16 protein-coding genes and 1 other RNA gene are annotated in these 22,965 nt (G+C 62.7%); 5 read left to right on the top strand and 12 right to left on the bottom strand.

Annotation, left to right across the window (positions count from 1 at the left end; genetic code table 11):
* Positions 1 to 71: 71 nt before the first annotated feature.
* Positions 72 to 620 carry an adenine phosphoribosyltransferase gene (locus BT179_RS02415; protein WP_072389063.1) on the top strand — a complete coding sequence of 183 codons (549 nt, stop codon included), beginning with the start codon at positions 72 to 74 and terminating at the stop codon, positions 618 to 620.
* A 125-nt stretch (positions 621 to 745) separates the two neighbouring features.
* On the opposite strand, the gene recR is transcribed toward BT179_RS02415, so the two are convergent.
* From recR to dnaX, 4 genes are all read right to left on the bottom strand, one after another.
* A complete protein-coding gene (recR, locus tag BT179_RS02420) occupies positions 746 to 1,348 on the bottom strand; it encodes a recombination mediator RecR (RefSeq protein ID WP_072389065.1) in 603 nt (200 codons plus the stop codon).
* 66 nt (positions 1,349 to 1,414) lie between these two features.
* Complete coding sequence (locus BT179_RS02425) at positions 1,415 to 2,449, bottom strand: NADP-dependent oxidoreductase (protein WP_072389067.1); 1,035 nt, start codon at positions 2,447 to 2,449, stop codon at positions 1,415 to 1,417.
* A 175-nt stretch (positions 2,450 to 2,624) separates the two neighbouring features.
* The gene (locus BT179_RS02430) at positions 2,625 to 2,963 is read right to left on the bottom strand and encodes a YbaB/EbfC family nucleoid-associated protein (RefSeq protein ID WP_053153324.1); all 339 of its coding nucleotides are present in this window, start codon (positions 2,961 to 2,963) and stop codon (positions 2,625 to 2,627) included.
* Positions 2,964 to 3,027: 64 nt separating this feature from the next.
* Entirely contained in the window at positions 3,028 to 5,097 is a 2,070-nt protein-coding gene (gene dnaX / locus BT179_RS02435; RefSeq protein WP_072430343.1) for a DNA polymerase III subunit gamma/tau, read from the bottom strand.
* A gap of 142 nt (positions 5,098 to 5,239) precedes the next feature.
* Here dnaX and BT179_RS02440 point away from each other — a divergent pair, with 142 nt between their 5' ends.
* Positions 5,240 to 6,004, top strand: coding sequence for a substrate-binding periplasmic protein (locus BT179_RS02440; RefSeq protein WP_072389070.1), 765 nt, complete (start codon positions 5,240 to 5,242; stop codon positions 6,002 to 6,004).
* On the opposite strand, the gene BT179_RS02445 is transcribed toward BT179_RS02440, so the two are convergent.
* On the bottom strand, positions 5,956 to 7,698 hold the full coding sequence (locus tag BT179_RS02445) for a putative bifunctional diguanylate cyclase/phosphodiesterase (RefSeq protein ID WP_072430342.1): 1,743 nt from the start codon (positions 7,696 to 7,698) through the stop codon (positions 5,956 to 5,958). The two genes, BT179_RS02440 and BT179_RS02445, sit on opposite strands and share 49 nt — an antisense overlap.
* A 306-nt stretch (positions 7,699 to 8,004) precedes the next feature.
* Here BT179_RS02445 and BT179_RS02450 point away from each other — a divergent pair, with 306 nt between their 5' ends.
* On the top strand, positions 8,005 to 8,319 hold the full coding sequence (locus BT179_RS02450) for a helix-turn-helix domain-containing protein (protein ID WP_072389072.1): 315 nt from the start codon (positions 8,005 to 8,007) through the stop codon (positions 8,317 to 8,319).
* 41 nt (positions 8,320 to 8,360) lie between these two features.
* Here the strand turns inward: BT179_RS02450 and BT179_RS02455 are convergent, their stop codons facing one another.
* The 7 genes from BT179_RS02455 to BT179_RS02485 all read right to left on the bottom strand — a co-directional run bounded on the left by BT179_RS02455 (position 8,361) and on the right by BT179_RS02485 (position 18,630).
* Positions 8,361 to 9,011 (bottom strand): Pr6Pr family membrane protein, encoded by a 651-nt coding sequence (locus tag BT179_RS02455; RefSeq protein WP_072389073.1) that lies wholly within the window; start codon positions 9,009 to 9,011, stop codon positions 8,361 to 8,363.
* Between the two features lie 255 nt (positions 9,012 to 9,266).
* Positions 9,267 to 9,363: signal recognition particle sRNA small type (ffs, locus tag BT179_RS02460), an RNA gene on the bottom strand.
* Between the two features lie 133 nt (positions 9,364 to 9,496).
* Positions 9,497 to 10,657, bottom strand: a complete 1,161-nt coding sequence (locus BT179_RS02465; protein WP_072430341.1) for a zinc-binding metallopeptidase family protein — start codon at positions 10,655 to 10,657, stop codon at positions 9,497 to 9,499.
* A 184-nt stretch (positions 10,658 to 10,841) separates the two neighbouring features.
* A complete protein-coding gene (gene ligA, locus BT179_RS02470) occupies positions 10,842 to 13,205 on the bottom strand; it encodes an NAD-dependent DNA ligase LigA (protein ID WP_072430340.1) in 2,364 nt (787 codons plus the stop codon).
* Positions 13,206 to 13,382: 177 nt separating this feature from the next.
* Positions 13,383 to 14,225: a cell division protein ZipA gene (gene zipA, locus BT179_RS02475; protein WP_072389076.1), complete on the bottom strand. Its 843-nt coding sequence runs from the start codon at positions 14,223 to 14,225 to the stop codon at positions 13,383 to 13,385.
* Positions 14,226 to 14,480: 255 nt separating this feature from the next.
* Positions 14,481 to 17,969 (bottom strand): chromosome segregation protein SMC, encoded by a 3,489-nt coding sequence (gene smc / locus BT179_RS02480; protein WP_072430339.1) that lies wholly within the window; start codon positions 17,967 to 17,969, stop codon positions 14,481 to 14,483.
* 1 nt (position 17,970) lies between these two features.
* Positions 17,971 to 18,630 carry a GntR family transcriptional regulator gene (locus BT179_RS02485; RefSeq protein WP_072389078.1) on the bottom strand — a complete coding sequence of 220 codons (660 nt, stop codon included), beginning with the start codon at positions 18,628 to 18,630 and terminating at the stop codon, positions 17,971 to 17,973.
* A 389-nt stretch (positions 18,631 to 19,019) separates the two neighbouring features.
* On the opposite strand from BT179_RS02485, the gene xdhA reads away from it, so the two are divergent.
* Together xdhA and xdhB are read left to right on the top strand one after the other, a co-directional pair.
* Positions 19,020 to 20,474, top strand: coding sequence for a xanthine dehydrogenase small subunit (gene xdhA / locus BT179_RS02490; RefSeq protein WP_072430338.1), 1,455 nt, complete (start codon positions 19,020 to 19,022; stop codon positions 20,472 to 20,474).
* Positions 20,467 to 22,866: a xanthine dehydrogenase molybdopterin binding subunit gene (gene xdhB, locus BT179_RS02495; protein ID WP_072430337.1), complete on the top strand. Its 2,400-nt coding sequence runs from the start codon at positions 20,467 to 20,469 to the stop codon at positions 22,864 to 22,866. The genes xdhA and xdhB overlap by 8 nt, the downstream gene beginning before the upstream one ends.
* Positions 22,867 to 22,965 lie beyond the last annotated feature (99 nt).

Here is a 22,965-nt window from a genome sequence, read left to right on the forward strand (position 1 = left end):
GCGAGCGGCTGAGGGTTTCCCTCGGCCGCGCTATACTGCCGCGTTTGCAGCCTTGCCAGGACACCTCGACGATGGTCTTCGACTCCTTCGACATCAAATCCCTGATCCGCCCCGTAATCGATTTCCCCAAGCCCGGCGTGATCTTTCGCGACATCACCCCACTGTTCCAGTCCCCCACCGCCCTGCGGCTGGTCATGGACAGCTTCGCCCACCGCTATGTCGAAGCCGACTTCACCCACATCGGCGCGATGGATGCCCGGGGCTTCCTGATCGGCTCGATCCTGGCCTACCAGTTGAACAAGCCATTGGTGCTGTTTCGCAAGCAAGGCAAGCTGCCAGCCGATGTGCTGGCCGAGGGTTACCAGACCGAATACGGCGAAGCCTTCCTTGAAGTGCACGCCGACAGCCTGTGCGAGGGTGATTCGGTGGTGATGTTCGATGACCTGATCGCCACCGGCGGCACGCTGATCGCCGCCGCCAACCTGATCCGTCGCATGGGCGCCAAGGTCCATGAAGCCGCCGCGATCATCGACCTGCCGGAACTGCTCGGTTCCCAGCGCCTGGAAGACATGGGCATCCCCACCTTCTGCCTGACGCAGTTCTCCCTCAGCGAAAAATAACGGGCAGGCAACCATCGAACCTGTGGGAGCGAGCTTGCTCGCGATGGCGGTTTATCAGTCGCATGGAGGTTGGCTGATCCACCGCTATCGCGAGCAGGCTCGCTCCCACAGGTACTGTGTAGCGGTTACAACGCGATCGGCTTGCGACCGGCAAACGAATGCGCCAGCGTCCCGCCGTCCACCAGCTCCAGCTCCCCACCCAGCGGCACGCCATGGGCGATGCGTGAGGCGACCAGGCCTTTGTTGCTCAGCAGCTGGGCGATGTAGTGCGCGGTGGCTTCGCCCTCCACTGTCGGGTTGGTGGCCAGGATCACTTCCTTGAAGGTGCCGGCCTCTTCGATGCGCGCCATCAGCTCAGGAATGCCGATGGCTTCCGGCCCCAGGCCGTCGAGGGGCGACAGATGTCCCTTGAGCACGAAATAACGCCCACGAAACCCGGTCTGCTCCACCGCGTACACGTCCATCGGCCCTTCCACGACGCACAACAGGCTGTCGTCCCGCCGCGGGTCGGCGCATTGGGGGCACAGGTCGTCCTCGGTGAGGGTCCGGCACTGACGGCAATGCCCTACCCCTTCCATGGCCTGGCTCAAGGCCTGGGCCAGGCGTGAGCCGCCGCTGCGATCACGCTCGAGCAACTGCAACGCCATGCGCTGGGCCGTTTTCTGACCCACGCCCGGCAAGGTTCGCAGGGCATCGATCAGTTGGCGAATCAAAGGGCTGAAGCTCATTGAGGAAATATCCGACATGACAACGAGACGCGGTTTATACCCGCGCCTCCGATTAGCGTCAAATACTCAATCCTGTGCCACCCGCACTACCAGCTTGCCGAAATTGCGTCCCTCCAACAGGCCGATAAACGCCTGCGGTGCGTTCTCGAGGCCATCGACCACGTCTTCGCGGAACCTCACCTTGCCGTCCCGGACCCAGGGTGCCATGGCACTGAGAAATTCCGGCTGCCGGTCGCCGTAGTCGTCGAACACGATAAACCCTTGCATCCGCACCCGCTTGGTCAGCAAGGTGCGCTGCAGGAGCGGCAGGCGGTCGGGACCGTCCGGGGCCTGTTGATCATTGTAGGAAGCGATCAGCCCGCAGAGTGGAATGCGCGCCTTGGCATTGAGCAGTGGCACCACGGCATCGAAAACCTTGCCGCCGACATTTTCATAATAGATGTCGATCCCCTTGTCACAGGTCCGGGCCAGCTCCTCGGCAAAATCCGCGCGTTTATGATCGACGCAGGCATCGAACCCCAGCTCCTCCACCACGTATCTGCATTTCTCGCTGCCGCCGGCCACGCCTACCACCCGCAGCCCCTTGATCTTCGCCACCTGGCCGACCACCGAGCCGACGGCGCCCGAGGCCGCCGCCACGACCAGGGTTTCCCCGGCCCGGGGCTGGCCGATGTCCATCAACCCCATGTAGGCGGTCATGCCCGGCATGCCCAGCACACCCAGGGCCATCGACGGGCTGGGCAGCCCGGAGGGAATGGGGATGATGTTGCGGCCGTCACTGATGCTGTGGCTCTGCCAGCCCGTTACCCCCACCACCAGGTCGCCTTCCTGGAATTTCGGATGCAGGGAGCGCTCCACGCGACTGACGGCCCCGCCGGTCATCACTTCATCGATCTGCACGGGCGCGGCATAGGACGGTGCGTCGCTCATTCGCCCGCGCATGTAGGGGTCCAGGGACAGGAACAGTGTCTTGAGCAGGACCTGCCCTTCTGCCAGGTCCGGTAATGTCACCTGCTCGATGCGGAAATTCTCCGGGACGGGCGCCCCCTTGGGACGGGAAGCAAGAACGATGCGCTGGTTGGTTATCGATGCCTGTGACATGGAAACGTCTCCTTGATCGTGGATGGGCGTGCATAGGCAGCAGACCACTGCCCAAGGGGCAGCGTTCGATGTTTGTGCGCTCGGCCCGCGACGCCAGGAATTTCTGAAGCGGACACAAAAATGCCAGGCGCGGTGCCTGGCATTGTGTGTAGCCCATCCCCGTCGGGATCGCGAATCAGAACGGCAGCTTCATGCCCGGTGGCAGTTGCATGCCGGCGGTCATGCCGGACATCTTTTCCTGGCTGTTGGCTTCGATCTTGCGCACCGCGTCGTTGACGGCGGCGGCGAACAGGGCCTCAAGCATTTCCTTGTCGTCTTCGCTCAGGCCTTCGACCACGCTTGGATCGATGCTGACGCGCTTGATGTCGTGGCGACCGGTCATGACCACGGTCACCATGTCACCGCCGGATTTGCCGGTGACTTCGGCGTTGGCCAGCTCTTCCTGCATCTTGGCCATTTTTTCCTGCATCTGCTGTGCCTGCTTCATCAGGCCGGCCATGCCACCTTTCATCATGGGAATCACCTCGAAAGTACTTGGATAGATACCGCGCCCGAACCGTCCGGTCCGGCGCTTTCAGTTATGAGCCCTGGCTGACCGGGGCCTCGACAGGTTCGATAGTATCGTGACGGACCACGGCGCCGAACTGTTGCATCATCTGCTGGATGAACGGATCGTTGTGGATCGACTCCTCGGCCTCGCGCTGACGGTCGGCACGGCGTCGTGCCGCCGCCTGGGCCGGGGTTTCCTGCTCGGGCTTGATCAGCTCGATGCTCAGGGTCAGGGTGCGCTGATGATACTGGTTCAGCGCATCGTTGAGGCGACGCTGCTGGGTCGCGTTGAACAGCGCACTGTGGGCCGGATCCAGGTGCAGCAGCCAATGGTCGCCTTCCACGGAAATCAGCGTGCAGTTGGCGGCGATACTGCCGGTCATGCCGGAAATCGGCAGTTTCGCAAACAGCTCCAGCCATTGCAGGGCCAGCCCGGTGGCCGGCATCGCGGCAGGTTCCGGCTCGGGTTCGGGCGTCGGCTCGCGGGCATGCTCGCTGGCCAGGTCGTCCAGATAGCTGTAGGCCGAGTCCAGGTCCGGCTCGATGTAGTCTTCATCCAGCGGAGGCTCGTCGTCCAGGTCAGTGCCAGGGGTGGCGAGATCGACCTCGGCCGCCGTCGGCTCCGGCATGGGGGCCGCGACCCACTCGGGGGCGTCGGGCACCACACTGTCCGGGGTCGGCATGGGGAGCGGCGGCAGCTCGGGCTGCTGGGCTGTGGTATCCAGCACAGGCTGCCGGGCAGGCGGCTGGACGATCTCAGGCTCGACCGGATCGTTCCAGGGCAGGTCGATGACTGCTTCGGCAACCGGTTCGGGAGCTGGCTCTGGTTCGGGCACAGGCTGCGCAGCCGCGACAACAGGTGTCGGGGCCGGTTGCGCAATGGCTGCTACCGTAGCCGGGGCAGAAACCACTGCCGGCGCAACAACAGGCGCGGCAGCCACTGGCCTGGTGGAATCAGCTGTGGCCTGGCTGATCCCCACTGGCTTTAGCACCGGCCTCGGCGCGTCCGCCGTATCGGCGGGCCGGAACGCCAGCATTCGCAACAGCACCATTTCGAAGCCGCCTCGCGGATCCGGCGCCAAAGGCAGGTCGCGACGGCCGATGAGGCCCATCTGGTAATAGAACTGCACGTCTTCGGTTGGCAAGGCCTGGGCCAGGGCCAATACCCGATCACGGTCGCCATGGCCATTGTCGACACCTTCAGGCAAGGCCTGGGCGATGGCGACACGGTGCAATACGTTGAGGATTTCCGACAGCACGCCATTCCAGTCCGGGCCTTGCTCGGCCAGGTGACGCACGGCTTCGAGCAACGCCTTCGCGTCGCCTTCGATCAGCGCATGCAGCACGTCATAGACCTGGCCATGGTCCAGGGTACCGAGCATGGCCCGCACGTCGGCGGCCATCACCTTGCCTTCGCCAAAGGCAATGGCCTGGTCGGTGAGGCTCATGGCGTCACGCATCGAACCGTCGGCGGCGCGCCCCAGCAGCCACAATGCGTCGTCTTCGAACGGCACGTTCTCGACACCCAGCACATGGGTGAGGTGCTCGACGACCCGCTCCGGCGTCATGTTCTTGAGGGAGAACTGCAGGCAACGGGACAAAATTGTCGCGGGAAGTTTCTGCGGGTCGGTGGTCGCCAGGATGAACTTGACGTAGGGCGGCGGCTCCTCAAGCGTCTTGAGCAGCGCATTGAAGGAATGGCTGGAGAGCATGTGCACTTCGTCGATCAGGTAGACCTTGAAGCGCCCACGGCTCGGGGCGTACTGCACGTTGTCGAGCAGTTCGCGGGTGTCTTCGACCTTGGTGCGACTGGCGGCGTCGATCTCGATGAGGTCGACGAAACGGCCCTCGTCGATCTCGCGACAGACCGAACATTCGCCACAGGGCGTGGAAGTGATGCCGGTTTCGCAGTTCAGGCACTTGGCGATGATCCGCGCAATGGTGGTCTTGCCCACGCCCCGCGTCCCCGTGAACAGGTAGGCGTGGTGCAGCCGCTGGCTGTCCAAGGCATTGATCAGAGCCTTGAGCACATGGGTCTGGCCGACCATTTCGCGGAACGAGCGCGGACGCCATTTACGTGCAAGAACCTGATAACTCATCGAAAACCGTCGCAACGAAGGAACAGAAGCGGCTAATGCTAGCGGAGCAGGGGCGAAATTGCATCCGGTGCGCTCGCCTAATCTGACTAAGCTGTGGATCATGACTCGGTTGTCGACAGGATTCGCGGGATCAGGAGAGCGTATGCACGGGGCCATGGGGGCTTTGCTGTTGTTGAGTACGGGTTGTCTGGCCGCCGAAACGCCCTTGCGATTTGCCGTCACCGACGGCTGGGCCATGCCCATGGTACAGATCGAACGGGGCCGTCCGACCCAGGGCATCATGCCCGACATCATGACCAGCCTGGCGACCCAGGCAGGCATGCCGGCCGAGTTCCACGTGCTGTCTCGGGCCAGGCTCGACTCGGCCATGCAGAATGGCGAAGTCGATATGCGCTGTTATGTCAGCCCCGACTGGGTGGATGGCAACGGCAATTATCTATGGAGCGTCCCGCTGTTCTTCCAGCGCGACCTGCTGATCGGCACCACCAGCGTGTCCACGCAACTGTCGCCGGCGGCACTGGCACCACAACCGATCGGCACGGTGCTGGGCTATACGTACCCGACCTTGCAGCCGCTGTTCGACAGCGGCCACTTGCGGCGCGACGATGCGCGTAGCCAGGAGCAGGTGCTGGCCAAGCTGCTTGCCGGTCGCTATCGCTATGGCGTGAGCAATCAATGGGCACTGGACTGGTTCAATCAACGGCATGGGGCTGACCGTCAACTGCACGAGGTGGCTGTTCTCCAGGAACAACAGCTGGGCTGCTACCTGCGTAACGATCCCGGTCTTGCGACACAACGCATTCTGCGCACCCTGGAAAAAATGAAAGCGTCGGGGGAAATCGACGCCATCATCCGGCTCTATACCGGCCGCAACGCCGCATCGCAGGCAGAGACCGAGTCGCCCTGAATGCCGGGCCGTTGCTTCCACTGCGGCGGTGGAACAAAGCCCCTTACCCACCCTGGTATCTGCTCGGGGGGCATGGGTCGGGCAATGAAATACCCTTGAGCCACTTCACACCCCAGCCGCAGCAACAATTGCCCATGTTCCAGGCTGTCCAACCCCTCGGCCACCACCTGGCGCCCGAATGCCTGAGCCAGACCGATCACGGCGCGGGTCAGGGCCAGGTCGTCCCGGTCCTCCAGGATGTCGCGGACAAAGGTCTTGTCGATCTTGATGGTCTGGGTGCGCAGGTGCTTGAGGTCATTGAGGGAACAGTGGCCCGTTCCGAAGCCTCCCAGGGAAAACACCACGCCCAAGGCCTGGCAGGCCTGGAGACAGTCGCTGACGTGGGCCAGGTTTTCCACCGCGACGGATTCGACGATCTGCAGGTCCAGCATGCGCGGCGACACCGTCGGGTGTCGTTCCAGCACCTGCCGCAGGCGCTCCACGAAATCCGCGCGCTGGAAGTGCCGCGCCGAGATGTTGATGCTCACCGGCCAACACTGCCCCGCCTGCTGCCATTGCTGCAACTGGGTCATGACCTGCTCCATGACCCATTCGCCGATGTCGACGATCAGGTCGGTTTCTTCCACCAGGGGCAGGAACTCCCGGGGCGGCACCAGTCCACGTTGCGGATGTTTCCAGCGCAGCAGCGCCTCGAGACCGACCACGCAGCCATCGCGCATATTGACCTTGGGCTGGAAATGCAGCCGCAACTCGTCGTCCACCAATGCCTGCCGGACTCGCTCGACGGACTGGTACGTGGCCTGTACCTCCCTGTCCCGGGACACATCGAACAGATGGAAACGATTGCGACCGCTCTGCTTGGCCACGTACATGGCCTGGTCGGCGTGGCGCAGCAAGGTTTCGGCATCCTCGTCGTCCCACGGGTACAGCGTGACACCGATGCTGGCGAACACCTTGATACTCTTGCCATCGATCACGTAGGGCGCGGAGACGGCGATCAGCACCCGGTTCAAGGCGCCATGCAGCTCATCCATCCCACGCACATGACGCAGCACCAGTACGAACTCATCCCCGGCCAGCCGCGCCACCACGTCCTCGCCACGCACGATACTGCGCAGCCGCCTGGCCACCTCCACCAGCAGCCGGTCGCCACTGGCGTGGCCATGACCATCATTGACGGCCTTGAAGCCGTCGAGGTCGAGCATGCATATCGCCAGGGGCAGGTTTTCCGCCCGGGAAAAGGCCAGGGACTGATTCAACAAGTCCGACAGGTAGGTGCGATTGGGCAGCCCGGTCAGCACATCGTGTCCGACCCGCCATTGCAGGGAATGCAGTTGCCGACGCTTCTCGCTGACATCGAAACGAATCGCCAGGTAACGCTCGATCCGCCCTGTCGTATCGTCGGCCACCGGTACCAGGGTGGTGTCGACCCAATGCAAGGTTCCGTCCTTGGCCCGGTTGCAGATCTCGCCTTTCCAGATCTGGCCCAGGGCAATGGTGCGCCACATGGCGCTGAAGAACTCGCCAGGGTGCTGTCCGGAGTTGAGCAGGCGATGATTTTCGCCCAGCAGTTCATCGCGCCGGTAGCCAAAGAGAAGACAGAACTGATCGTTGACGTAGGTGATACGCCCGTTCAAATCGGTTTCGGAGAAAATCGCGGCTGCGTCAACGGCTCTGCGGTACTTCTTATCCATCGAAGCAGTCATCCATGAGTCATGGCTGGGCAGACGAAACAGCCAACTCGCTTCGAACACCTCGAAATGAGTTGGAGCGCGGGCCGTGCCGGCGATTGGGGTCAAGCCTCTACCGTTTGTCGCGACAATAAACGCAAGCGCTGTGTTTTTCGCGCATCCCGGTGTCTGATGCAGGTCACCAAATACCCGTGCCAAAGGCCGATTCTACGAAACACATCACATTTTGCAAAGCAAAGTGATGGAACATGCGGTTGCCTAATGCAAAAATCTATCGTTAAGTTCTTGATTCTAAATGGGAATTGAGCGATGCGAATTTCGAGCTTGGGGGCGGCCATCAGACGCTATCGCAAAGTAGCGGGGCTGACTCAGGCTGAACTGGGCGAAAAGACCGGCTTTGACCCCAAAACCATCAGCCGTTTCGAAACCGGCACCTACACCCCCAGCGTCGAAGCGCTGATCCTGCTTGCCAAGGCGCTGGACGTACAGCTCAAGGCATTTTTTGTCGATATGAACGACGAAGACGAACAACGCGCCTACCTGTTCGGCGTCATCCACAAAGCCACGCCAAAGGACCTGGGGAAGCTGATCGCGGCGGTAGACCAGGCGCTGTCCAAGCCTTAGGGCATGTCCCCTGAAATCCAGGGGAGCAGGTCATCGGCCAGTCAACGCTCCCCCTTCGCCCGATCCACGGCAATCACGACCAGCGATATCACCACGAACCCCACCAGCACCATGGCCGCATTGCCAAGCGCCTGCATATAACCCAGCCGATTCACTTCGATGAACGGATAGGGATAGGTGTCCAGCAGATGGCCGCGCACCAGGGCGTAGATGAAATAGGCCAACGGATAGATCAGCCACGGCCAGGCGTTGCGCCAATGCAGCCCCTTGGGAACGCAGAACCACCAATAGATCACGAACACCACTGGCATCACGTCGTGGAGCAACTCGTCGGCCACCCATTGCCAGCCCTGGGGATCCCACACGTTACGCAGCAAGAAATTGTAGGCCAGACCCACCAGCACGATGGCGGCTGCCACGCCGCCTTGTGTCGACGGTCGGAGAAAGAAGCTGCGCAGCGCCGAGCTCCCTGTCGTCGCGGCATAAGTCAACACCACCGCCACCAGGATATTGGTCAGCACCGTGAAGTAACTGAAGAAGATATCCAGCCCACCCGCCAGGCTCTTGCCGGCCTGCCAGCGCGAAGTCAGGATCAAGTAAAGCTGGAGCACCAAGGCAAACCAGGCCAGCCCAGCGGCCAGCTTCACGGCCACATTGCCCTTGCCTTGCGTTAACACCATGTCGTCGCTCATCACGTTGCCCTCCGGCCACGTGGCAGCTGCGACTGCGAAGTCCCTGAAAGGGATGTTCAACGACAGGCTGCCTGTTGGACGAGACCCTAGAAAAGCACCCGCAAGGATTCCACTGTCATTGCTGACAGTTCCGACCAGTGGTCATGCTGCAGGCGGCACAAGGCTGCGAAAGCATTCGAAGAGCAGAACAGGAAGACAAGGAAGGATGAAGTGAGAAGAACCTTGCGAAGGAAGGTTCGGGCGTTATGGAGGCAACCCCACCAGCCACACCCCGGCACACAATGTTCCCGCTGTGGCTGCTTCCTTCCGGATCTGACCAGGTTCACGGGTAATCGTTGCGGGGGGACCGATGGGGTCACCATAACGACGCCCGCCTGACGGCGAGCCGCGCCATTGTACCTATCTGGCAAGAACTTACAACCGTCCGCGCCGGATTAAAAACCGAAGATGTTCAAGCACTTGCCGCGCAGGCAAGGCCCGCGTGGCTATAGCAGCACTTCATCGGCCCGACCGCCCTCCTCCTGGATCACCATGTGGATGAAATGCAGCTTGGTAATCACCGCGGCCGGCAGGACGAAAGGGTAGAAATCCGGCTGGCCCATGCTGCGGGACAGCTCGTTGAGCATGCCGGCCAGTTCGATCCAGGCGTTGACGAAGGACAGGAAGGCCGAGCCACCGGAATGCCCCGGGTCGAACAGGGTGTCGGGCGGGAACGGCTGGTAGTCGAAATCCATGTCCTGGGCGCTCATGCCAAACCCCAGCGCGGTGTCCACCGCGTCCATCATGTGCAGGTAGTGAGCCCAGGTCTCGGCCCAGTCCTCCCAGGGATGCATGGTGGCGTAGGCGCTGACGTAACGGCTTTGCCAATCCTGGGGCGCGCCTTGCTGGTAGTGACGCTCCAGGGCTTCGGAATAACTGGCGCGCTCGTCGCCGAACAATCCACGAAACGGCTCGAGCCAGTGGCTGTTGGCGACCAGCCGGTCCCAGTAGTAATGGCCCACTTCGTGACGAAAATGCCCGAGCAGGGTGCGATACGGCTCGCGCATCTGCTGGCGCACGTATTCGCGATGGGCATCGTCGGCTTCCTTGATGTCCAGAGTGATCAATCCGCTGGCGTGACCGGTGGTCGGCGGGGTGCCGTCAGGGTCGACGCCGATGAAATCGAAGGCCAGGCCAATGTCTTCATCGACACTTTTCGGGACCACCGGCAAACCCAGGGTGATCAGTTGCGCCACCAGGCGGCGCTTGGCGGTCTCGACCTTGCGCCAGCGCTCCGGGTTTTCCGGGAGCGACAGATCCGGAATGGTGCGGTTCAGGCTGCAAGCAATGCACAGTGTGTCCTGGTCATTGGCCGGCAGCAACCAGTTGCAGGCCGCCGGGGTATCCAGATTGGCACAGCGACGGAACAATCCCGCCTGCGGATCGGCATCCAGCGTCCAGGTGCCCGGTTGCTCGCCGGGTTGCAGGGAAGACAGACGGCTCTGTTCGGGCTGATACCCCAGCGCCGCCAGGCAGGCCAGGCATTGGCTGTTGCGAAAGAACAGGGACTGGCCGCAGCGACACGGCCAGATCTTGCTGTTACGCGAACGATCGGCCATGAAAGGCGCGGCGATGCGTGAACTCAGCTGTTCGAAGAAGCGGTACATGGCGATCTTTCTCCCGGGAGCCTGAAGATTAGTGGCCTGTGTGGCTAATTCGTGCCCTCGACGTCAAGTTGACCGTACAGACCACTAGATCACCCCGCGCGCAGGATCGTTCCTGCGCGCATCGCTTCAAACGCGGCAAGGAGCGGCTCGCGTCATGGAGCCCCGCTCCACACCACAGGCCTGCTCAGGACTGGACGGCGATGCCATGCTTGCCCAGGAAAGCCACGAACGCCTCTTCGTCCAGCACCTCGATGCCCAACTCGTTCGCCTTGGCCAGTTTCGAACCTGCCCCCGGCCCAGCCACCACGCAATGGGTTTTCGCTGACACGGAACCGGCCACCTTGGCACCCAGGCTCTCGAGCTTGTCCTTGGCGACGTCGCGACTCATCAGTTCCAACGAGCCGGTCAGCACCCAGGTATGCCCCGCTTCGGGCAAGCCTTCGACGACTTTCTTCTCGCTCTGCCAGTGCATGCCGAAGTCCCGCAGCTGTTTTTCGGCGGCCTCGGCCTGCCGGCGATTTTCGGCGATGGCGAAGAATTCCCGAACGGCATTGGCCTGTTTCTCCGGCAGGGTCTGGCGCATGTCCAGCCAGTCCGCCTCCATCACCGCTTCGAGGGATCCGAACCTGTCCGCCAGTTTCTGCGCCCCACCGGGCCCGACCGAAGGGATGTCCAGCTTGTCCAGGAAACCACCCAGGGTGGTGCTGGCCGAGAATTCCGCCCCCAGTTCGCCCTGGTCCTGGATATCCAGACCGTGGCGCAGCAGTTCCTTGATCACCTGGCGGTTATGCGGGTCTTCGAAGAAGCTGTGGATCTCGTGGGCGACTTCCAGCCCTACATCCGGCAGGTAAGTGAGTACCTGGGGCAACGCTGCCTGAACGCGCTCCAGCGACCCCAGGGAGCGGGCCAGGACCTTGGCGGTTTCCTCGCCGACATCCGGAATGCCCAGGGCATAGATGAAGCGCGCCAGGCTCGGCTTCTTGCTGTCGGCGATGGCCGCCAGCAGGTTCCTGCTGGACAGCTCGGCGAAGCCTTCCAGGTCCACCACTTGCTCGAAGGTCAGGGCGTACAGATCGGCGGGCGAGCCCACCAGGCCCTCGTCCACCAATTGCTCGACACTCTTCTCCCCCAGCCCTTCGATGTCCATGGCCCGGCGCGACACGAAATGAATGATCGCCTGCTTGAGCTGCGCACCACAGGCCAGGCGCCCGACGCAGCGATACACCGCGCCTTCGCTGACGGTCTCGCGTCCCTTGCTGCGCCTGATCAATTGCGTGCGCTCCACGTGGGAACCGCACACCGGGCATTGCTGGGGGATCGCCACGGGACGTGCGTCATCCGGACGACGTTCGGTGACCACTTGCACCACTTGTGGAATCACATCCCCGGCGCGGCGGATGATCACGGTGTCGCCGATCATCAGGCCCAGGCGCGCCACTTCGTCCATGTTGTGCAGCGTTGCATTGGCCACCGTCACGCCGGCCACCTTGACCGGCTTGAGCCGTGCCACGGGCGTCACCGCTCCGGTGCGGCCCACCTGGAACTCGACATCCAGCAGCTCGGTGAGCTCTTCGCTGGCCGGGAATTTATGGGCAATGGCCCAGCGTGGCTCACGGGCGCGGAAGCCAAGCTCGCGCTGGGAAGCGATGCTGTTGACCTTGAACACCACCCCGTCGATTTCATAAGGCAGTGCGTTGCGCCGCTCACCGATGTCGCGGTAGTAGTCCAGGCATTCATCGATGCCATGGGCAAGCTTCAGCTCGCGACTGATGGGCAGGCCCCAGGCCTTGAGTTGCTTGAGGTTACCGATGTGGGTATCGGCGATGTCCGCTGTCACCTGGCCGATGCCGTAGCAGCAGAACTCCAGGGGTCGGTTGGCGGTGATCCTGGAATCCAGTTGCCGCAGGCTGCCGGCCGCCGCGTTGCGCGGGTTGGCGAAGGTCTTGCCGCCCGCCTCCAGCTGCGTGGCGTTGAGCCGTTCGAAGCCGGCCTTGGACATGTACACCTCGCCCCGTACTTCCAGCACGGGTGGCCAGCCGCTGCCCTGCAGCCTGAGGGGGATGTTGCGCACTGTGCGCACGTTGACACTGATGTCTTCGCCGGTAGTGCCGTCACCGCGGGTGGCACCGCGTACCAGCATGCCGTCCTGGTACAACAGGCTGACCGCCAGGCCATCGAGCTTCGGCTCGCAGCTGTATTGCACCGCCGCGCCGCCGCCCAGCAGATCGCCCATGGGCAGGTCGAGCCCCTCGGTCACCCGGCGATCGAACTCGCGCATGGTGGTTTCATCGAAGGCGTTGCCCAGGCTGAGCATCGGAATCTCGTGGCGGACCTGGCTGAACGCAGACAGGGCGACGCTGCCGACACGCTGGGTCGGGGAGTCGCTGGTCACCAGTTCCGGATGCTGCTCTTCCAGGGCCTTGAGTTCATGGAACAGACGATCGTACTCGGCGTCCGGGATGGTTGGTTCATCGAGGACATGGTAACGGTAGTTGTGCTGATCCAGCTCGGTACGCAGCTCTAGGATGCGGGTTTCGACGGCATTCATGGTGTTCTCTCATAAAGCAAAAGAGCAGCCGAGGCTGCTCATTTCAATCAGTCATGCAACGCTCGGCGGAAAACCTGCGGCAACTTAATATTTTGGGAGCTGCTTCGCAGCCCAGCGGGGCGGCGCGACGTTTCGCCAAATCCCCTCGCCACAAAAGCGCCTCGCCAGTTGGCAGCCTCAGCGCTTCTGGGTCAATGCCCGGCGCTCGAATTCGACGATGCGCTGACGGTAATGTTCGATGGTCTGGGCCGTCAGCACGCTGCGTTGGTCATCCTTCAATTCGCCGTTGAGTTCCTGGGACAGCTTGCGGGCCGCCGCGACCATCACGTCGAATGCCTGTTTGGGGTGGCGCGGTCCTGGCAGGCCAAGGAAGAAACTCACCGCCGGGGTGCTGAAGTGATCGATGTCGTCCAGGTCGAACACGCCTGGCTTGACGGCGTTGGCCATGGAAAACAGGACCTCGCCGTTACCAGCCATGCTTTCGTGGCGGTGGAAGATGTCCATCTCGCCGAAGCGCAGGCCGCTTTCCAGGATGTTCTGCAACAGCGCCGGGCCCTTGAATCCGCCCGGATCGCGGCAGATGACGCTGATCACCAGCACTTCTTCTGCCTGGGCCTGGTCCTTGTCGCTGCCGGAAGTCTTGCTTTCGTCCGGGAAATCGTCGCGGCTGCTGAAGCTCGGACCACCGTCCAGGTCGAGGTTGAGGTTCAGGTCGCCCTGGGACGGCTCACTGTTACGCTTGCCGCGCTTGGAGCCCGACTCCCGTGGTTCGCGTGCGGGTGCGCTGACCGAAGGCAGGTCATGCTCGTCCAGCTGCGGCTCCTTGTGGGTGTCCAGCACCCGGGGCGGCCCCAGCAGCTCGGTGTTGTCATCGTCATCCGGCAGGTTCGACAGGCTGCGATCAAGGCGGAACTTGAGCTTCCCCTTGCCGCCGCGCATCCGGCGCCAGCCGTCGAAAAGAATACCGGCAATGACAATGATGCCGATGACGATCAGCCACTCGCGCAGACCGATTTCCATGTAATCCCGTGCCTCTATAAAAATGCTGAAAAATAAGGGGCTTAGCTATTTGCAAACCGCTTTAAAACGTGGCGCCAACTCTATGTTCTGAATGGCGTTTTGCCCACGCATAGGAAAAATTGACATTAAACTAGCACGACCAAAGATAACTTTACACCGTCTGTCGCATAGGCTTGTGCCAATCTGTGATTTGCACGGCACCGTTCAACGGTTAAAAGCCCCGCGGCCCTCCAGGAAGATGTCCGGCTTGCCACTTCAGGCATCCACCATTGCCATGGCCTCCTCGACATCCACCGCCACCAGACGCGAACAGCCGGGCTCATGCATCGTCACCCCCATCAACTGGTCGGCCATTTCCATGGCGATCTTGTTGTGGGTGATGTAGATGAACTGCACCGTTTCGGACATTTCCTTCACCAGCCGCGCGTAACGACCCACGTTCGCGTCGTCCAGCGGCGCATCGACCTCGTCGAGCATGCAGAACGGCGCCGGATTCAACTTGAAGATGGCAAATACCAGGGCCAGGGCCGTCAGCGCTTTTTCACCGCCGGAGAGCAAATGGATGGTGCTGTTCTTCTTTCCGGGTGGACGCGCCATGATCGTCACCCCAGTATCGAGTAGATCTTCGCCCGTCAGTTCCAAATACGCGCTGCCGCCACCGAAAACTTTCGGGAAAAGTGCCTGCAAACCGCTGTTGATCTGATCAAAGGTATCCTTGAAGCGATTTCGGGTTTCCTTGTCGATCTTGCGAATGACGTTTTCCAGGGTCTCCAGCGCTTCCACCAGGTCAGCATCCTGGGCGTCCAGGTAACGCTTGCGCTCGGACTGCTGCTCGTATTCGTCGATCGCCGCCAGGTTGATCGCGCCCAGGCGCTGGATGCGCGCGGCGATGCGCTCCAGCTCCTCCTCGGCGTCTTTCTCGTTGGCGCCGGGCACCAGTGTGGCGAGCACGCCATTGAGGTCGTAACCGTCTTCGAGCAACTGATCCTGCAACGCCTTGCGGCGCACTGTCAGGGCCTGCCACTCCAGGCGTTGCTGCTCCATCTGGCCACGGATCAGTTGCGATTGCTGCTCGGCCTGGCTGCGCCGCTTCTCGGCGTCACGCAGCTCTCGGTCGGCGTCTTCCAGGGCGATCTGCGCAGTCTTGAGTTCTTCGTCGACGCTCATGCGCTTGTCCAGCAGCTCTTCGAGCTTGAGCCGCAGTTCCTCCAGCGGTGCCTCCCCCTCCTCCAGGTTGAGACTCAGCTGTTCGCGCTTTTCAGTCAGGCGCTCGGATTGCATTTCCAGGCGCTCCAAAGCCTGACGGGTGGAATCGTACTGGGCCTGGAGCGAGCCCAGGCGTACCGCCAGTTGATGGGCATGGTCCTTGTGCTGGCGAGCCTCCTGGCGTACCCGATCCAGGCGCTCGCGCAAGCTGTCGCGCTGGGCCAGCAACAGTTCGCGTTGCTCGGTGTCCAGAGCCATGGCATCGAGGGCCTCTTGCAGTTGCAAGCGCGCCTCGCCGATCTGTTCATGTTCCAGTGCCCGTTGCTCGCCCAGCTCGGCGATCTCTTCTTCGAGACGAGTGCGACGCAGGGCCAGTTGTTCGACCTTGGCCTTGCCGGCCGACAGCCCGGCCTTGAGCTCACCCTGATGGCGCGCTTCGTCCTGCAACAGCCGACGCAGGTGTTCACGGCCATTTTCCTGCTGACGTTGCTGCGCCCGCAGGTTCTGCAATTCGCTTTCCAAGGCCTCGACGCTGGCTTCGCGCTCTTCGCGTTCGGCCCCCAGGCGCTGGATCTCCTGGCCTCGGGCAAGCATGCCGCTCTCGGCTTCGCTGGCCCGGCGCACCCGCAGGAAGTGTCGGCCAACCCAATAGCCGTCGCGGCTGATCAGGCTCTCACCCGCCGCCAGTTGTCCGCGCAAAGCCAAGGCCTGTTCGAGGCTATCCACGGGCTTGACCTGGCCCAGCCAGGGCGACAGATCGACCTGGGCCTCGACCTTGTCCAACAGGCTGCCCGGCATCCGCACACCGTCACCGGCCGGACTGAGCAGCCGCAGGTCGCCCTGGGTAAAGCCCGACAGGTCGAAACCGGCGAAATCGTCCACCAGTACCGCCTGCAGGTCGGCACCCAGCACCGTCTCCACCGCCAGTTCCCAACCGGCGTCGACCTTCAGGCCTTCGGCCAAGCGTGGACGCTCGGCCAGATGCTGGTCGCGCAGCCATTCGGCGGTGCCGGTGCCTGGGTCGAGCGCGGCTTGCTGCAAGGCTTCCAGGGAGGCCAGACGCCCATTGAGTCGCTGCAACTCGCCCTGGGCCTGTTGCTGGTTGTGCAAGGCCTGCTGCAAGGCCTGGCGCAACTGTTCAAGGCGTTCGACCTGGGCGTCTTCACTGGCCTGTAAGTCTTCGAGGGTGGCTTCGCTGGCCGCCAGCTGCTCGCTCAGGTCCAGGATCGCCGCGTCTTCCGGGTCGGCCGCCAGCAGGGCGCGCTCTTCGGCCAGGCGCCGCTGGCGCTCGGCCAGGCGCTCCATGCTGGTTTCCAATTGCTGGATGCGCGACTGCTGCACCTCGGCCTGGCGCCGCGGTTCGGCGGAAGTCAGGTTGAAACGGTCCCACTGCTCCTGCCAGCCATGCATGGTCAGCTCGGCTTCCTCCAGGGCAGCGGCAGCCTCTTCGGCCGCGGCGCTGGTAACTTCCTGTTCCGGGGTGAGTCGGTCCAGCTCTTCGCCGAGGGTCAGCAGCAACGTACGGTCGTGCCCCAGGTGAGACTCGGTTTCCAGCCGCGCCCGCTCGGCTTCCTTCAAGTCATCCTGCAACTGACGCAGCCGTTGCTGGCCGTGCTGGATACTCTGCTCGACCCTGGCGATGTCGCCGCCCACCGAATAGAAGCGCCCCTGCACCAGATTGAAGCGCTCGGACAGTTCGTGATGCCCGTCGCGCAGGCGCTCGATGGCCGCGTCGGCGTTGCGCTGCTCGGCCACCAGGGCTTCGAAGCTGACCTCCTGGTTGCCGATGATCGACTCGCGCTGGCCGACCTGCTCATTCAGGGCCTGCCACCGCAGGGCCGAGAGCTGGGCCTTGAGCTGGCGCTCCTCGCCCTTGTATTCCTGGTACTTGCGGGCGGCTTCGGATTGGCGGTGCAACCGTTCGAGCTGGCGATCGAGCTCTTCGCGCAAGTCGGTCAGGCGGGCAAGGTTTTCGTGGGTGCGGCGGATACGGTTTTCAGTCTCGCGCCGCCGCTCCTTGTATTTGGAAATACCCGCGGCTTCCTCGATGAAGTTGCGCAGGTCTTCGGGCTTGGCCTCGATCAGCTTGGAGATCATGCCCTGCTCGATGATCGAATAGCTGCGCGGCCCCAGGCCGGTGCCCAGGAAGATATCGGTGATATCGCGCCGCCGGCACTTGGCACCATTGAGGAAATAACTGTTCTGGCTGTCCCGGGTCACCTTGCGCCGAATGGAGATCTCGGCATAGGCGGCATATTCGCCCACCAGGGTGCTGTCGGAGTTGTCGAACACCAGCTCGATGCTTGCCTGGCTCACCGGCTTGCGACTGGTCGAGCCGTTGAAGATGACGTCGGTCATCGACTCGCCGCGCAGGTTCTTGGCCGAGCTCTCGCCCATCACCCAGCGGACGGCGTCGATGATATTGGACTTGCCGCAACCGTTGGGCCCCACCACCGCCGCCATGTTGCTGGGGAAGTTCACCGTGGTCGGGTCGACGAAGGACTTGAACCCCGCCAGCTTGATGCACTTGAGTCGCACGTCAGGCCGCCGTCAGGGCAGAAACCACCAGATCGCAACTGCGCTGGGCATAGGCCGTCAGCACGATGCGAATCTGCGGCAGGTCACGGGCCAGCACGGCCACGAGCAGGCGCTGGAACAGATCGAGGAACTCGCTCATTTCCGCCTTGCGCTGTTCCAGGGCCAGGAAGTAGGCACGGCTCATGGCCGGCTGCAGGTTCTCGACGGTTTCCTGCAGGTACGGATTGTTGGCGAAAGGATAGGCGGCACGCATCACACTGAAGCTTTCATCGACGAAGGTACGGATGTCCTGTCGGACGAAGGCCTCCTTGAGGCGCTGCTGGATCACCAGGAAGGGCGCCATGTCGGCCTGATCCTTCCAGCCCTGGGCCACGGCGTTGCCCAGCAGGATGTACAGCTCGCTCATCAGCGCGCAGAGGCTGCGTACCTTGTGCTCGGTGAGTTCGGTGACATGGGCGCCACGGCGCGGCAGGATCGCGACCAGATGGCGCCGTTCCAGGATCAGCAAGGCCTCGCGGACCGAGCCGCGGCTGACATTGAGCGCCAGCGTGACCTTCTGCTCCTGGATGCGCTCCCCCGGCCTCATTTCGCCGCGAATGATGCGCTCGGCGAGATGATGGGCGATTTGCTCAGCGAGGCTGTCCGGGGCCTTGAACGTCATGGTTGTCCTTCAAACTCTTCGATTTGCACAAGCGGCGCAGTGTACCGCACTCGATACGTCATGGCGCAGGGCCTGCACCGGGTTTTTGGCACGATATAAGCAAATTTTCAAGGGCCCGGCCTTTGCGCAAGCAGGGCTCGCCCGCGAACGTGGACCGACCGCCGCAGATCCTTGCGCAGGCCGGCATCCGAGCAAGCAAGCCCGTCCCACAAGGATTTGCGCTTAACTGATGGAGAGAGGACATCGCTCGAAGTTCGACCCCGAAACCTGTTGTTCATCGACAAAGCGAATTTTCCTGACCTTAAAGTCAGAAAATCGTTGACCGAAAAGTCAGAACTGATAAATTCGGCCCACGTCGATACAACAATAATGAATCTGCGAGGCCTTCCGTGATCCAGTTTTTACTCAACCAGGAACTCCGTAGCGAGCACAGCCTGGACCCGAACCTGACCGTGCTCAATTACCTGCGCGAGCATGTCGGCCGGTCCGGCACCAAAGAAGGCTGCGCCAGCGGCGACTGTGGTGCGTGCACCGTGGTGGTGGGCGAACTGCACGTAGATGAATCCGGTCATGAGCGCCTGCGCTATCGCAGCCTCAACTCATGCCTGACCTTCGTCTCGTCCCTGCACGGCAAGCAACTGATCAGCGTCGAAGACCTCAAGCACCAGGGCCGGTTGCACAGCGTCCAGCAGGCCATGGTCGATTGTCACGGCTCGCAATGCGGCTTCTGTACCCCCGGCTTCGTCATGTCGCTGTTTGCCCTGCAGAAAAACAGCGAACAGCCCGACGCGCACAAGGCCCACGAGGCCCTGGCCGGCAACCTGTGTCGCTGCACCGGCTACCGGCCGATCCTGGCTGCCGCCGACCAGGCCTGCTGCGGCAAGCAAACGGACCAGTTCGACGCTCGTGAAGCCCAGACCATCGCTCGTCTCAAGGCCATTGCGCCCAAGGAGACCGGCGAACTCAACAGCGGCGACAAGCGCTGCCTGGTGCCGCTGACGGTCGCCGACCTGGCCGAACTCTACGACGCGTATCCCCAGGCGCGCCTGCTGGCCGGCGGCACGGACCTGGCCCTGGAAGTCACCCAGTTCCACCGTACCGTGCCGGTGATGATCTATGTGGGAAACGTGGCCGAACTCAAGCGCATCGAGCGCTTCGACGACCGCCTGGAGATCGGCGCCGCTACCGCGCTCTCCGATTGCTACGAGGCCTTGCAGGCCGAATACCCCGACTTCGGTGAATTGCTGCAGCGCTTCGCCTCGCTGCAGATCCGCAACCAGGGCACCCTGGGCGGCAACATCGGCAACGCCTCGCCCATCGGCGACTCCCCGCCCCTGCTGATCGCCCTCGGCGCGCAGATCGTACTGTGCAAGGGGCAGGTGCGCCGCACACTGGCCCTGGAGGACTATTTCATCGATTACCGGGTCACGGCTCGCCAGGAAAGCGAATTCATCGAGAAGATCATCGTGCCGAGGGCCAGCGCCGAGCAGGCATTTCGCGCCTACAAGGTTTCCAAGCGCCTGGATGATGACATTTCCGCCGTGTGCGCGGCATTCAACCTGCGGATCGACAACGGCGTGGTGCGCGACGCCCGCGTAGCGTTCGGCGGCATGGCCGCGACGCCCAAGCGCGCCAAGCATTGTGAGGCGGCCCTGATCGGCTCTGCATGGAACGACAGCACTGTCGAGCGTGCCTGCGCGGCCCTGGGCGAGGATTTCACGCCGCTGTCGGACTTCCGCGCCAGCAAGGAGTACCGCTTGCTCGGCGCCCGCAACCTGCTGCGCAAATACTTCATCGAACTGCAAACGCCGCACATCGAGACTCGGGTGACCGCTTATGTCTAACCATCACGCCGCAGAAAAGACCCAAGCCGAACTGGCCGAACTGTTCGCCCGCGACCTCACCACTGGCGTGGGCCGCAGCGTCAAGCACGACAGCGCCGCCAAGCATGTGTCTGGTGAAGCCCAGTACATCGATGACCGCCTGGAGTTTCCCAACCAGTTGCACGTCTATGCCCGGCTGTCGGACCGCGCCCACGCCCGGATCCTGCGCATCGACACCACGCCGTGCTATGCCTTCGACGGGGTGCGCATCGCCATTACCCATGCGGATATACCGGGCCTGAAGGACATCGGACCGTTGCTGCCCGGCGATCCACTGCTGGCCATCGATGATGTGCAGTTCGTCGGCCAGCCCGTGCTGGCCGTGGCCGCCCGGGACCTGGAAACCGCGCGCAAGGCGGCGATGGCGGCCATCGTCGAATATGAAGACCTGGAGCCGGTGCTCGACGTGGTCGAAGCCCTGCGCAAGCGTCACTTCGTGCTCGACAGCCACACCCATCGGCGCGGTGATTCGGCCGCCGCCCTGGCCGGTGCCGAACACCGTATCCAGGGCACGCTGCACATCGGCGGCCAGGAACATTTCTACCTGGAAACCCAGATTTCCTCGGTGATGCCCACCGAAGATGGCGGCATGCTCGTCTACTGCTCGACCCAGAACCCCACCGAAGTGCAGAAACTGGTGGCCGAAGTGCTGGGGGTTTCGATGAACAAAGTCGTGGTGGACATGCGCCGCATGGGCGGTGGGTTCGGCGGCAAGGAAACCCAGGCCGCCAGCCCGGCCTGCCTGTGCGCGGTCATCGCCCATCTCACTGGCCAGCCGACCAAGATGCGCCTGCCCCGGGTCGAAGACATGCTGATGACCGGCAAGCGCCACCCCTTCTACATCGAATACGACGTCGGCTTCGACAGCACCGGGCGCCTGCACGGCATCGCCCTCGAACTGGCCGGCAATTGCGGCTGTTCGCCGGACCTGTCCGCCTCTATCGTCGACCGTGCGATGTTCCACGCCGATAACGCCTATTACCTGGGCGATGCGACCATCAACGGCCATCGCTGCAAGACCAATATCGCCTCGAACACCGCCTATCGCGGCTTCGGCGGCCCCCAGGGCATGGTCGCCATCGAGGAAGTCATGGACGCCATCGCCCGACACCTGGGCCTGGACCCGCTGGCCGTGCGCAAGGCCAACTACTACGGCAAGACCGAGCGCAACGTCACCCACTACTACCAGACCGTCGAGCACAACATGCTCGAGGAAATGACCGCCGAGCTTGAGCAAAGCAGCCAGTACGCCGAACGCCGCGAGGCGATCCGCCGCTACAACGCCAACAGCCCGATCCTGAAAAAAGGCCTGGCGCTGACCCCGGTGAAATTCGGCATTTCGTTCACCGCCAGTTTCCTCAACCAGGCCGGCGCGCTGATCCACATCTACACCGATGGCAGCATCCACCTTAATCATGGTGGCACCGAAATGGGCCAGGGCCTCAACACCAAGGTCGCCCAGGTGGTGGCCGAAGTGTTCCAGGTGGAAATGGACCGGGTGCAGATCACCGCGACCAATACCGACAAAGTGCCCAACACCTCGCCCACCGCCGCCAGCAGCGGCGCCGACCTGAACGGCAAGGCCGCGCAGAACGCCGCCGAAACCATCAAGCGGCGCCTGGTGGAGTTCGCTGCGCGGCAGTACAAGGTCAGCGAAGAAGACGTGGAATTCAAAAACGGCCATGTTCGGGTGCGCGATCACATCCTGACGTTCGAGGCGTTGGTGCAACAGGCCTATTTCGCCCAGGTCTCGCTGTCCAGCACCGGTTTCTACAAGACTCCGAAGATCTACTACGACCGCAGCCAGGCCCGTGGCCGGCCGTTCTACTACTACGCCTATGGCGCGGCCTGCGCCGAGGTCATCGTCGATACCCTGACTGGCGAATACAAGATGCTGCGCACCGACATCCTCCACGACGTCGGCGCCTCGTTGAACCCGGCGATCGATATCGGCCAGGTCGAGGGTGGCTTCATCCAGGGCATGGGCTGGCTGACCATGGAAGAGCTGGTGTGGAACGACAAGGGCAAGCTGATGACCAATGGCCCGGCCAGCTACAAGATCCCGGCCGTGGCCGACATGCCCCTGGACCTGCGGGTCAGGCTGGTGGAGAACCGCAAGAACCCGGAAGACACGGTGTTCCATTCCAAGGCCGTTGGCGAGCCGCCCTTCATGCTCGGCATCGCCGCATGGTGCGCCATCAAGGACGCCGTGGCGAGCCTGGGGGATTACAGGCACCAACCGAAAATCGATGCGCCGGCGACGCCGGAGCGGGTGTTGTGGGGGTGTGAGCAGATGCGAGGGTTGAAAGCGGTCAGGACTGAGGAAGCTGAAGTCGAAGTGGCTTCGCTCTAGACCGCGGCGCGGCTATCGCGAGCAAGCTCGCTCCCACAAGGGACTGCGGACACCGTCCCAATGTGGGAGCGAGCTTGCTCGCGATGAGGCCGGAATAGA

It is taken from the genome of Pseudomonas sp. NFACC43, from assembly GCF_900119645.1.
GTDB lineage: Bacteria > Pseudomonadota > Gammaproteobacteria > Pseudomonadales > Pseudomonadaceae > Aquipseudomonas.